General features: G+C 31.0%; 11 protein-coding genes. 6 read left to right on the forward strand and 5 right to left on the reverse strand.

The genetic code is table 11. The features are described from left to right. Positions 1-6: 6 nt before the first annotated feature. The 5 genes from fdhF to ABXT53_RS01440 all read right to left on the reverse strand — a co-directional run bounded on the left by fdhF (position 7) and on the right by ABXT53_RS01440 (position 6,370). Positions 7-2,775: a formate dehydrogenase subunit alpha gene (fdhF, locus tag ABXT53_RS01420; RefSeq protein ID WP_415290891.1), complete on the reverse strand. Its 2,769-nt coding sequence runs from the start codon at positions 2,773-2,775 to the stop codon at positions 7-9. Further along, positions 2,775-4,433, reverse strand: a complete 1,659-nt coding sequence (locus tag ABXT53_RS01425; protein ID WP_415290892.1) for an NADH-ubiquinone oxidoreductase-F iron-sulfur binding region domain-containing protein — start codon at positions 4,431-4,433, stop codon at positions 2,775-2,777. Before ABXT53_RS01425 ends, fdhF begins: the two co-directional genes overlap by 1 nt. A 132-nt stretch (positions 4,434-4,565) precedes the next feature. Further along, on the reverse strand, positions 4,566-5,399 hold the full coding sequence (fdhD, locus tag ABXT53_RS01430; protein WP_415290893.1) for a formate dehydrogenase accessory sulfurtransferase FdhD: 834 nt from the start codon (positions 5,397-5,399) through the stop codon (positions 4,566-4,568). A gap of 45 nt (positions 5,400-5,444) precedes the next feature. After that, the gene (locus ABXT53_RS01435; protein WP_415272112.1) at positions 5,445-5,930 is read right to left on the reverse strand and encodes an HPP family protein; all 486 of its coding nucleotides are present in this window, start codon (positions 5,928-5,930) and stop codon (positions 5,445-5,447) included. 29 nt (positions 5,931-5,959) lie between these two features. Beyond that, positions 5,960-6,370 carry an iron-sulfur cluster assembly scaffold protein gene (locus ABXT53_RS01440; RefSeq protein WP_415290894.1) on the reverse strand — a complete coding sequence of 137 codons (411 nt, stop codon included), beginning with the start codon at positions 6,368-6,370 and terminating at the stop codon, positions 5,960-5,962. Between the two features lie 43 nt (positions 6,371-6,413). Here ABXT53_RS01440 and ABXT53_RS01445 point away from each other — a divergent pair, with 43 nt between their 5' ends. From ABXT53_RS01445 to ABXT53_RS01470, 6 genes are read left to right on the forward strand one after another with little or no spacing between them, the layout of a single operon-like run. Further along, a complete protein-coding gene (locus ABXT53_RS01445) occupies positions 6,414-7,025 on the forward strand; it encodes a molybdenum cofactor guanylyltransferase (protein WP_415290895.1) in 612 nt (203 codons plus the stop codon). Between the two features lies 1 nt (position 7,026). Beyond that, entirely contained in the window at positions 7,027-8,274 is a 1,248-nt protein-coding gene (locus ABXT53_RS01450) for a molybdopterin molybdotransferase MoeA (protein WP_415290896.1), read from the forward strand. A gap of 48 nt (positions 8,275-8,322) precedes the next feature. Continuing rightward, a complete protein-coding gene (locus ABXT53_RS01455; RefSeq protein ID WP_415290897.1) occupies positions 8,323-9,228 on the forward strand; it encodes a DMT family transporter in 906 nt (301 codons plus the stop codon). Between the two features lie 5 nt (positions 9,229-9,233). Further along, positions 9,234-10,451, forward strand: coding sequence for an aminopeptidase P family protein (locus ABXT53_RS01460; protein WP_415290898.1), 1,218 nt, complete (start codon positions 9,234-9,236; stop codon positions 10,449-10,451). A gap of 3 nt (positions 10,452-10,454) precedes the next feature. Then, the gene (locus ABXT53_RS01465; protein WP_415290899.1) at positions 10,455-11,567 is read left to right on the forward strand and encodes a serine/threonine protein kinase; all 1,113 of its coding nucleotides are present in this window, start codon (positions 10,455-10,457) and stop codon (positions 11,565-11,567) included. 5 nt (positions 11,568-11,572) lie between these two features. Next, positions 11,573-12,628 (forward strand): threonine aldolase family protein, encoded by a 1,056-nt coding sequence (locus tag ABXT53_RS01470; RefSeq protein WP_415290900.1) that lies wholly within the window; start codon positions 11,573-11,575, stop codon positions 12,626-12,628. Positions 12,629-12,950 lie beyond the last annotated feature (322 nt).

Consider the following 12,950-nt stretch of genomic DNA (forward strand, 5'->3'; position numbering starts at 1 on the left):
TATCGATTAGTTAACTTCCGCTTGATTTTCTTTTGGTTTAATTTCAGTTTTAAATTGATTGGATATTTTTTGAATTTCCACAGAAGAAACTTTGTATTCTGCACACATTGTTTCTTCATCTTTTCCATGACCAGTTACCATGTTAACCATGTGCTCTGGAAAATGGAATGTTGTAAATACAATTCCTTCTTTAACTTTATCTGTTACCTCTACTTTTAAAGCAACTTCTCCTCGTCCAGAATAAAGTCTTCCTATGTCACCTGTATTTAATTCTCTTTTTTTAGCATCATTAGGGTGAACTAGTAATAAATCTTCAGAAACTATATTAATATTTTTAGTACGTCTTGTCATAGTAGCTGCATTATAATGTTGAAGAACTCTACTAGTTGTTAAAATCAATGGATAATCTTTTTTATTCGTAGCTATCTCATTAGATTCTTTCCAATCAAAATTTTTAAGTTGTCCTTTTCCTAATTTGAATGTTTTTTCATGTAAGATTTGTGTATCTGTACCATCTTCTTGTACTGGCCACTGTAATCCCATTTTACCAAGTCTTTCTCTTGTTACACCTTTAAAGAAAGGAACCACATCAGCTATTTCTGCAAGAACTTGATCGGCATCATATTCAGGTTGATCAAAGCCTAATTTTTGCATCATGTCTGTTACAATTGTTCCATCTGTTTTAGTACCAGGCAAAGGAGGTACGGCTCGATTTACTCTTTGAATTCTTCTTTCTGTATTAGTAAAAGTTCCATTTTTTTCTAAGAAAGTTGTTCCAGGTAATACTACTGTTGCAAGTTTTGCTGTCTCACTCATAAAAATTTCTTGTACAACTAAAAGCTCAAGTGAATTCATAGCATCTACAACATGTGCACTGTTAGGATCTGTTTGAACTATATCTTCTCCAATGATCCAGACAGCTTTAACATCTTTATTAATTGCCCCATCAAACATTTCAGGAATTTTTAATCCTGCTTTTGTTGGGTGTACTACTCCATATTTTTCAGTGTAGAAATTTTGAACTTTTTCATCAGCCACTTCAAAGTAACCAGCTCCTTGATGAGGTTGACAACCCATATCAGCTGCACCTTGGACATTATTTTGTCCTCTTAATGGATTAACACCAACACCTCTTCTACCAATATTTCCTGTAATCATTGCAAGATCAGCAATTAACATTACCGTTTTAGATCCTTGCTCCTGTTCTGTAACTCCTAAACCATGGAATTCCATAGAGTTTTTTGCGGTTGCATAAGCAATTGCAGCTTCTTTAACTAACTGTTTATCAACACCAGCAACTTTTGCTAGATGATCCATATCTTGTCTCTCAATTTCTTTAATGAAATTTGCAAAACCTTCAGTTCTATCTCTGACAAAGTCTTTGTCATAAAGGTTTGCTTTCAATATATAATGCAACATCATATTTAATATGGCTACATTTGTTCCTGGTCTAAGTTTAATATGATAATCAGCAAGTTTAGCAAGCTCAGTAGTAATTGGATCTAATACAATTAATTTTTTACCCTTCATTACTTGTTGTTTAATTTTAGCACCAGTAACTGGGTGAGCATTTGTTGGATTTGCTCCAATAACCATAAATAAATCTGCATGGTAAATATCTTCTGTAGAATTTGTAGCCGCTCCAGTTCCAAATGTTTGTTGCATTCCCCACGCGGTAGGTGAATGACAAATTCTTGCACAACAATCAATATTATTAGTTCCTATTGCTGCTCTAATCATTTTTTGGAAAACATAATTTTCTTCATTAGTACATCTTGCTGAGGAAATACCAGCAACTGCATCTGGTCCATTAGCTTTAGTAATTCTATTTAATTCTTTTTTAATAAAATCATACGCCTCATCCCATGACGCTTCTTCAAATTTTCCATTCCTTTTAATTAAAGGAGTTTTTAATCTGTCAGGATGATCATAAAATCCAAAAGCATATCTTCCTTTAATACAAGTGTGGCCTGCGTTAACTTCAGATTCTTTAGGAGTAGAAATTGCAACAACTTTATTATCTTTAATTGAAGCTTCTAGATTACAACCAACTCCACAATAAGAACAAGTCGTTCTTACTTTTTCATCGACAGCAACTGATTTAGATTGATATACATCTGAGATGGCATCTGTTGGGCAAGTGTGTGCACAAGCTCCACAAGATACACAAGACGAGTCTCCAAATAATGCATCATTATCTGTTGTAATCTTAGATTCAAATCCTCTTCCACTCATTGTTAAAACAAATGAACCTTGAATTTCATCACAAGCTCTGACACATCTTCCACAATTAATGCAGTTATCTAAATTCATTCTCATATAATCATGAGAGGTGTCTCTTGGAATACCTTTATGTTGTTTTGGCACATTATATCTATGATCTGATATACCTAAATCATTAGCAACATCTTGAAGTTCACAGTTATTATTAACCTCACAAGTTCCACATTCCATTGGATGGTCAGTTAAAACTAGTTCAACAATATTTTTTCTTAAAGCCGTTAAATTTTCATTGTTTGTAAAAATATGTTGGTTTTCACCAACTGGTGTATGACATGAGGCTACAACTTTAGTCGGACCATCTTTAACTAAAGCAACCTCAACTGAACAAACTCTACAAGCTCCATAAGGTGCTAAGTTTGGATCGTTACATAAAGCCGGAACCTTTTTTTCACCAAGATAGCTTTCTACAAATTTTAAAACAGAAGTATGGTTAGGACCAATTTCATATGGCTTACCATCTATATATGCAATTTTTCTTTTTTCTGAGCTCATTAATTATCTTTGACCATATCATCCTTCATTTCATCACCAAAATATTTTAATATGTTCATGATAGGTGTAGGTATTGCACCACATAAAGCACATAAACAGCCTTTTTTCATTGTTACTAGCAGTTCATTTAATAGCTTTAATGGAATTTTAGCAGTTTTATTCTTTGCTTGATCAAACATTTCCTTACCACGGTAAGAACCAAGTCTACCTGGGAAGCATTTTCCACATGATTCTTCAGCTGTGAATTCGAATAAATGATGAATATAATCAACCATTGGGAAATCTTTTGGAATACTTACTATACTTGCGTGTCCCAACATGAAACCAGCAGCAGTAAATTCCTGAAAATCTAGATTTAATTTTTCTACTTCGGAAATTGGAATAACCCCACCTAATGGGCCACCAATTTGTAGTGCTTTAATAGGTTCTTTAAAACCTCCACCAATATCGTTCAAAACTTTTTTCATTGGAGTTCCCATTTCGACTTCGTAAACACCAGGATTATTAAAAAAACTATCAAAACAAACTAATTTTGTACCTGCTGATTTTTTATTACCAATTGCAGCAAATTTTTCTGCTCCATTAATAAGTATACCAGTAGCGGCAGCTAAAGTTTCAACATTGTTAACAACAGTTGGTTTTTTATAAAGTCCTTCAGTAACAGGGAAGGGAGGTCTGACATCAACTTCTGCTCTTCTTCCTTCAATTGATGCAATTAAAGCAGTTTCTTCTCCACATATGTACGCTCCTTGTCCAATACAAATATTTAGATCAAAAGAAAAATTTGTTCCAAGAATATTTTTACCTAATAATCCTTCCTTCTTCAAAGAATTAATACATCCATTTATTGCTTCAATAGATTTTGGATATTCACCTCTAATATACAAAACACCTTCATTACTTCCAATAACATAACCACAGATGATCATTCCAAATAATACTTTTAGTGGCTGATCTTCTAATAAGTATCTATCAGAAAATGCACCAGAGTCTCCTTCGTCAGCATTGCAGATAACATATTTTTTTTCAGATTCTGCTTTTCTACAAAAATCCCATTTCATTCCAGCTGGAAAACCAGCACCACCTCTACCTGTTAAATTTGAATCTAGTAATGATTTTATAATTTCTTGTTTATCTGTATTGATAAACTCATTTAAAATGTCTTTAAATTGATCTAAATTTGAAAGCTTATCATCCATTAAAAAACTTGTTGAAGCAAAACTTTTTGAGAAAAATTTTTCCTGTTCAATTTTATCTCCTTTAATTATTTCATCAATTTTATCAATGTCATTCCCAGCATAGTTTTCACCATCATAATGAAACGCTTTATTTTCATAACAGTGACCAAGACAAAACATTTCACCAACCTTGTCATCACCTAATTTTTCTTTTAATTTTTTCTTTAAAGGTTCCTGCGTTCCAGAACACATGCAAGCACTTCCATTACAAACAAAGGCTTTCTTTGCTCTATGAGATGGCCTTAAAAATTCATAAAAACTTTCTGCACCATGAATAGTAGATACACCCATATGATATTCATTAGCTATTTCTTGAATACCACTTGCATCTTTAGAGTTTAGGGATCTTTCAGAGATTTTCTCAAATAGGTTTTTCTTTAAACCAATTCTACCAGATAGATTACTTATATTTTTTGACAATTTACACTTTACCCCTGTTAATGCTTAAATATTTATTACAATTATTCTAAAAATTCTAGAAGTTTAAAATGAATTTAATAATATTTAATATTATTAAATAATATATATAAAAAAAATACTGACCTCAAATATCTATTTAATTCTTTCACTACTACTGTAAATATTGAAGCTATCACCTTTGACAAAACCAACTAATGTCATATCAAATCTATTTGCTAAATCTATAGCAAGACTTGTTGGCGCACCCACTCCTACAAGTATACCTATGTTTGCCATTAGAGCCTTCTGAACGAGGTCAAAATTAAGTCTCCCAGAGCATGTCAAAAATTGAGTATTTGTATTAAGTAATTTTTGATCAAGAGCATGACCTATCAATTTATCTAAAGCATTATGTCTTCCAACATCTTCCTTGATAGCCACAATATCACCTTTAGCCGTAAATAACCCACTTGCATGAATTCCTCCAGTTTTAGAAAATTCTGACTGATTTTGCCGAAGTTTATCTGGTGATGACATAATAGTTTCTTTTGTAATTTTTGGAATAGATTTTAAGATTTTATCTTTTTTAATAATTTCTAAGGAATCTAAGGAAGTTTTTCCACAAACACCACAGGAAGAGTTTGTTAAAAAATTTCTTTTTATTTTATCAATATCAATATTTTCAGAATTATTAATTGTTACAGTAATTTTATTTTTAATACCATATTGATCAGTGGGTCTTCCACTGTGTTCAATTTTTTCTATATATTCAATTTTTTCAACTACCTTCTCATTAAAAAGAAATCCTCTTACTAAATCCTCATCATCACCAGGCGTTCTCATCGTAATAGAGATGGTATTTTCAATCCAATTTTTTTTATCTTTATATCTAAGAATTATTTCCAATGGTTCTTCAATAGATATTTGATCATTAACCTCTTTTGAATTATTAGATCTAAATTTTATGACTTTATAATTAGAATTCATTTAGCCAGTATATTTAAACTGGCTAAATTTGAAACAGTGAAAAGATTAGCTTTTCCAACTACTTGGGTAGTTTTTCTTTAAAATGAAACGATTTAGAATAACTGCATAAACAATTATTATTATAGAACCAAAAATAATTGGGTTTAGTAAAAAATCATATGAAACTGCACCAAGTATTATAACAATAGGATTTCCACCTGCAGGTGGATGAGTTACACCAAGCAGTATCATTACAAAAATACCAAGCCCTACAGCAATAGCTATTTGTAAAAATTGATCAATAGGTAGAAATTTTAAAATTAATACACCAACTATAGATGTTACCAAGTGTCCAAAAAAAACATTTTTGGGTTGGGCAAAAGGACTTTCTGGATACCCAAAAAGTAAAACCATCGAAGATCCAAATGATCCAGCTAAAAATAACCCATAGGGAGTTTCAAAACTTAGGAATGAAAGGGTACCAATTGTGATTATTGAAAATATTAAAGCGTATAGAGCTCTGTTAAAGTTTTCTTTTATTGTATTTATCATATTTTTTTATTTTTATTGTTAGTGTTATTTTAAAGCTTTAGGGCTTTTGAAAGAGTTTTAAAAGGAAGCAATAAACATTCTTTTCTAGAAATATTTTTTGAATTCATTATTTTTTTAAAATTTTTTAAATCTTTTATATTAATTTTTTTTAATTGATCAAAATTTTCATCAAAAAAAAGTTCAGCTTTTGAAACAAAATCTGAAATTTTTTCTATTGGTGCTTGCATAACCCATCTTGAAAGCAAACTAACTGAGGCTTGACAGTACACGCATGATCTACATTGATACCCCATGTCTTGAACAATATTATCTCTAACCATTAAACTAATTTCCATTTCATCACCACATAAAGGGTTTTTGTTCCTTGATTGATGTGTATGCTTTTTAAGCACTTTGTGGTTTTTGGTATTAGATGCAATTTTTAAAATTTCTAAGTCCATTATAATTCTTTAATTAAGAGATTAATGTTTTATATTTTGATTTATGGAAGATAACAATATTTTAGCTGTTGTGCTAGCGGGTGGAAAGTCAAAGAGATTTGGTGAAGATAAAAATCAGATAAAACTTGGTGATAAAACATTGTTAGAACACGTTTTATTAAAAATTAGCAATAGATATGAGGAGATACTTATTGTCTCAAGCCATAGCATAGATACTAAAAAAATAAAAAATGTAACAATAATTCCTGATTGTTTTGATGATTTTGGACCATTAGCAGGAGTTCTGAGTGCAATGAAATGGGTTAAAGAAAATCAAAAAATATATCAGTGGATCGCAACATTTCCATCAGATACACCTTTTTTTGAAACATCAATTATTGATGAATACCAAAAAAAAATTAAACTAAAAGATAGCCTGTTGTATTTTGTTAAGTCAAACAACAAAAGGCACAATATTTTTGGCCTATGGTCAATTGAATTATTAAAACCACTTGAAAATGATTTGATTAATAATAATTTTAGAAAAGTAGAGGATTGGGCAAATAAAATAGGGGTAAAAACAATTGATATTGAGCCTAAAAAATTTGATCCTTTTTTTAATATAAATACTAAAGAAGATCTAGAAGAAGCAAAAAAAATACTAAAAAAAAATTAAAATGATTACTTATAAAGAAGCTAAGAAAATCTTAATAAAATCAAAGATAAAAATTAAAGATGAAATTATTAACTCATCTAAGTCACTAAATAGAATTAATGTATTAGATATCTATTCAGCTGTAAATTATCCAGCAGGAACTAATGCTGCTTTTGATGGTTTTGCAATTAATTCAAAAGATACAAGTAAGTTAAATAAAAATAATTCACAAAACTTTAAAATTATAAAGACAATATCTGCAGGAGATAATCCGTCATTAAAAAAAACAAATAAATTTGAAGCTGTTGAAGTAATGACAGGTGCACTTATACCTAAAAATTTTGATACTATAATTCCAATCGAAAAAATTATTTTTAATAAAAATAGAAAATTTATCTTAATTAATGAAAAAATAAAAAATAACCAACACATCAGATATGCTGGATCAGATTATAAAAAAAGAGACTTGATAATTAAAAAAGGGACCATAATTCAACCATCTCATGTATTAGCCTTTAAAACATTGGGCATAGTAAACATTAAAGTTAAAAAGAAGCCCAACATTTTATTTTTTTCAACAGGAAATGAAATTTCTAATAATAAAAATATTGCTAATTGGAAAGTTAGAAACTCTAATAGTTATTATATTAAGTCTTTATCTGATAATTTTTTATTTAACTTTATAGATGGTGGAGTTTTAAGGGATAAGGATGAAAAACTTTTTCAAAAAAAAATAGAAAAAAGTTTTAAATCTAAAATAGATATTATCATCACATCAGGCGCTGTATCTGCTGGTAAACATGATTTTGTTCCACACATAATCAAAAAATTTAGTTTATCTAATTTTTTTAAAGGTGTTTCGATTAGACCTGGTAAACCAATATTGTTTGCAAAATTCTATAAAACAGAAAAGGCTATTTTTGGGCTTCCTGGTAATCCTATTTCTTCATCTGCTTGCTTTAGATTTTTTGTTTATCCGTATCTACTTAATATCCTTGGTGTTAAGGTTGAAAAACCATTTAAAGCTAAATTAAAAAATAACTATTCAAAGAGTAAAAAGATTATTAGATTCTTAAAAGCTAAATTAACTTCAACTAATGATGGAAAAATAGAGTTAGAAGTTTTAAAAGGTCAAGAATCTTTCAGAATTAAATCATTTGTAGAGTCAAATGTGTGGGGCTTATTCAAAGATGGGCAATCTATATTCAAAAAAGGTGAGTTAATTGATTGTTACTCTCCAATTGGGTCAAATATTAATATTTTTAAATAGATCTCATTTTTATTGTAGTACAAAATAATTACTATTAAATATCCATCAATGCTTGAGTTAAAAAATGAAAAAATTGCAATCCCAGTAGTTTTATTAGCGGGTCTTATATGGTCCTTTGGTCCTTTGGTCGTTAGGTATATGAATGACCCAAATTTAGTTCCGTGGCAATATATTTTTGCACGTGGCCTTACAATCTTTTTGATTTTAAATCTCTACCTTTTCTTTGAAGAGGGAAAAGATTTTTATAAAAATTATTTAAAAATTGGAATTTCGGGTATCATTGGCGGGACTGGTCTTGGTATTGCAATGATAACTTTCATTTACTCCATTACAAATACCAGTGCTGCTGTTACTTTACTTTGCTTAGCTGCCATGCCTTTTTTTACAGCTTTACTAGGTTTTTTATTTTTAAAAGAAAAAATTTCATTAAATGTTTGGGTAGCTATATTTATTGCAACTGTTGGAATAATAATAATAGCTTTGGGTAATACAGAAAAAAACTCTTTATTAGGGCTAATATTTGGAATGACTTCTTCAATTGGTTTTTCTGTTTTTTCAGTAACCCTAAGATGGAATAAAGAAACACCAAAATTTACGACTGTAGCATTTGCAGGTTTTTTCTGCTTTGTAGTTGCTGCAATAGTTATCTTAACTAATGATATGGTTTTTCTATCCACAAGTTATAATGGAGCATTATTTTCTATACATGGAACGTTAGTTTGTATGGGTTTAATTTTATATTCTATTGGATCAAAAGCTATACCAGCGGCAGAATTAACCTTGTTGTCATTAACTGAAGTTATAGGTGGCATTTTCTGGGTATGGATTCCAATTTTAGGAATTAATGAAATACCGTCGACTAATACGATAATAGGAGGCTTCTTCCTTTTTATGTCTATCATTTATTATAGTCTTACAATTAAAACTAATAGACGGTTTATTGCCCTTAATTAATTAAGATGGAAAGACCAGATTTTTTTAATTTTAAAAACGGCGATAAGGCTAAACTACCTTTTACAGATCAAGAATATCAAAGACGATTAACTAATTTAAGAACCACAATGAGTAAAAATAATCTTGATATGATTATTTTAACTTCAATGCACAACATTGCTTACTATACGGGGTTTATTTATTGTTCTTTTGGTAGACCTTATGGTTGCGTTGTAACGGCTAATAAAATTTCAACAATTTCTGCAAACATAGATGCAAGCCAACCGTGGCGGAGATCTCATAGTGATAATATAATTTATACTGATTGGAAAAGAGATAATTATTTAAAAGCAATAGTTGCAATTATTGGAAGAGATGAACCTCCTAAGAATATTGGCATTGAAAATGATCATGTAACTCTAGATGTTAAAGAAAAACTTACGTCTATTTTTACTTTTTCAGTTTTTAGTGACGTATCAAAAGATTTGATGCAGCTTAGAATGATTAAATCTGCTGAGGAAATAGAAATTATTAAAAATGGTGCAAGAATTGCTGATCTTGGTGGTGAAGAGATTATAAAGAATATTAAAATTGGAGAAAGTGAACTTGAAATTGCAATAGCAGGTAGAGATAGAATGGAGCGTGAAATTGCCAAAACCTACCCAAATGCAGAATATATGGATACCTGGGTTTGGTTTCAGTCAGGATTAAATACAGATGGCGCACACAACCCAAAAACGAATAGAAAATTGAAATCAGGAGATATTCTTTCTTTAAATACCTTTCCTATGATTTCAGGATACTACACAGCTCTAGAGAGAACTCTTTTTGTAGATAAAATTGATGACGCTTCTTTAAAAGCGTGGGAAGCAAATGTTAAAGTTCATAAAAGAGGACTAGAGTTAATTAAACCAGGTGTAAAATGTTCTGCTATCTGCCATGAGTTGAATGAGCTATTTGCTGAGCTTGGTTATCTTCATTACCGAACATTTGGTTATGGTCATTCATTTGGTGTCTTGTCTCATTTCTATGGAAGAGAAGCTGGATTAGAATTACGAGAGGACATAGATACTGTCTTAGAAGAAAATATGGTTATTTCTATGGAGCCTATGATCATGATACCTGATGGAAAACCAGGTGCTGGAGGTTACAGAGAGCATGATATCTTGGTTATTGGAAAAGATAATGCTGAAAACATTACTAAGTTTCCTTTTGGTCCAGAACATAATATTATTAAATCATAAATTATGAGTGAAAAAACCGTAGTCAATAGTTGGAATGAATGGGATCCTTTAAAACATGTAATTGTTGGTAAGGCAGATGGCACTTGTATACCAGCTCCAGAACCAGCTTTGGATGCTAAGGTTCCAGAAGATTCTGATATGCGTGGTCAGTTTGGACCAAGAACAAAAGACACAGTTGATAAGGCAAATCAGTTGTTAGATGATTTTTCAAATATGCTAATTAAAAGAGGCATTAAAGTAGATAGACCAGATCCAATAGATTTTAATAAAAAAACATCAACTCCAGATTGGGAAGCAGATACAATGTTTGGCTGCATGCCACCAAGAGATGTTTTATTAACTGTTGGAAGTGAAATTTTAGAAGCAACGATGAGTTATAGATGTAGATGGTTCGAATATCTATGTTACAGACCTTTGTTAAAAAAATATTATGATGATGATCCTAATATGAGACATGAAGCTGCTCCTAAACCAAGGTTAACTGATGCAGATTACAGAAAAGATTATTTATCAGATAAAATCGGTATTCAAAAAAGATTAGAATGGACTGAAGATAAGTTTTTTGTAACTACTGAAGAGGAACCTTTATTTGATGCTGCAGATGTTTTAAGATTTGGTAAAGATTTAGTAGTTCAACATGGTTTTACAACCAATCTTAAAGGGATTGATTGGCTTAAAAGACATTACAAAGATCATAGAGTTCATGCTGTTAATTTTCCAGGTGACCCATACCCGATTCATATTGATGCAACATTTACACCAATCAAAGAAGGTTTAATTATCAATAATCCTCAAAGAAAACTTCCAATAGAACAAAGAAAATTATTTGAAAACAACGGATGGGAAATTATTGATAGTGCACAACCAGCACACAATGAGCCACCAGCATTATGTTATTCATCTACCTGGTTATCTATGAATGTTCTAGTATTAGATCCAAAAACTGTTTGTGTTGAAAAAAGTGAAGTTTATCAGGCTGAACAGCTAGATAAATTAGGAATGGAAGTAATACCAGTAGAGATGAGAGACGCCTATGCATTTGGTGGAGGTCTTCATTGCTGTACAGCAGATGTTTACCGTGAAGGAGAGTTAAAAGATTACTTTCCAAAACAATAATATTTATGTCATCTAAAATTAAAACAAAAAGAGAGCGAGTTAAATTTGCTTCTGACAACGTAGCGGGTGCATGTCCTGAAGTTTTAGACGCAATTATAAAAGCTAATGAAGGAGACAGTACGCCATATGGTAATGATGAGTGGTCAACAAACTTACAAAATAAGTTTTCCGAAATTTTTGAAAAGGATGTAATTGTTTATCCAACTGCATCAGGTACAGCCGCTAATGCTTTAGCTTTATCAGCAATGACACCAGTTTTTGGAAGTATTTATTGTCACAAACATTCACATATCAATACAGATGAATGTGGGGCCCCTGAATTTTATACAGGTGGTGCAAAACTTGTACCCTTAAATGGAATTAATGGAAAATTTACACCAGAAGAGTTATCTGAAAATATTGGAGGAGTTGGTATCGTACATCACACACAACCTTCCGTGGTAAGTATTACCCAATTATGTGAAACAGGTGAAGTTTATCAGTTAGATGAAATTGCAGCTATATCTGAAACCACTCATAAGCATAATTTAAAAATGCACATGGATGGAGCTAGATTTGCCAATGCCTTGGTATCTTTAGGTGCAACTCCTGCTGAAATGACATGGAAGTCTGGAATAGATGTTTTATCTTTTGGTGCAACTAAAAATGGATGTATTGCAGCAGAAGCAATTATATTTTTTAAACCAGAGTTAGTGGGTAACTTACCTTTCTTAATGAAGAGATCAGGGCATCTACTTTCAAAAATGCGTTTTGTTTCAGCTCAACTAGAAGCTTATATTTCAAATGATGTTTGGCTAAGAAATGCAAAACACGCAAATAAGATGGGAAAAAAATTAAGTGAAGGGTTAAACTCAAATCAAAATATTGAATTAGCTTATCCGACAGAAGCAAATGAAGTATTTGCTAAATTTCCAAAACCTATCATTAAGCACCTTAATTCAGAAGGTTATAAAATGAATCAAGAAGAGTTAGATGGAAAAGCAGTAAGACTTGTTGCTGCTTGGAATACTAAAGAGAGTGATGTTGATCAACTTTTAGAAACGATTTCTCAAACAAACTAGAGACATTTTCGAATGCTGAATAAACTTCCTTCCATCACCTAGACACCTGATTAGGGTTTAGATGTACAACTGGAACAAGGTAAATTGGATGCTAAAAGCTACGCAACCATTAAGAAAAATAGCGAGGGGTCAAAGGTAACTTAAAATATTTTAGTGAAAAGCCTGGAAAAGGAAGTTAAGAATTAAATAATCTTTATATTTTAAGATTATTTTCTTTTAGATTTATTAAAAAATAATGCCGAAACATCTCCGCTGACTTGTCTAATAAAAACTGCCATCACAATCCAAATTAAAAAATATTCTCCGTGAGTTATGGCATAAG

Origin of the sequence: Candidatus Pelagibacter sp. Uisw_136, assembly GCF_047720275.1 — a bacterium.
Taxonomy (GTDB): Bacteria; Pseudomonadota; Alphaproteobacteria; order Pelagibacterales; family Pelagibacteraceae; genus Pelagibacter.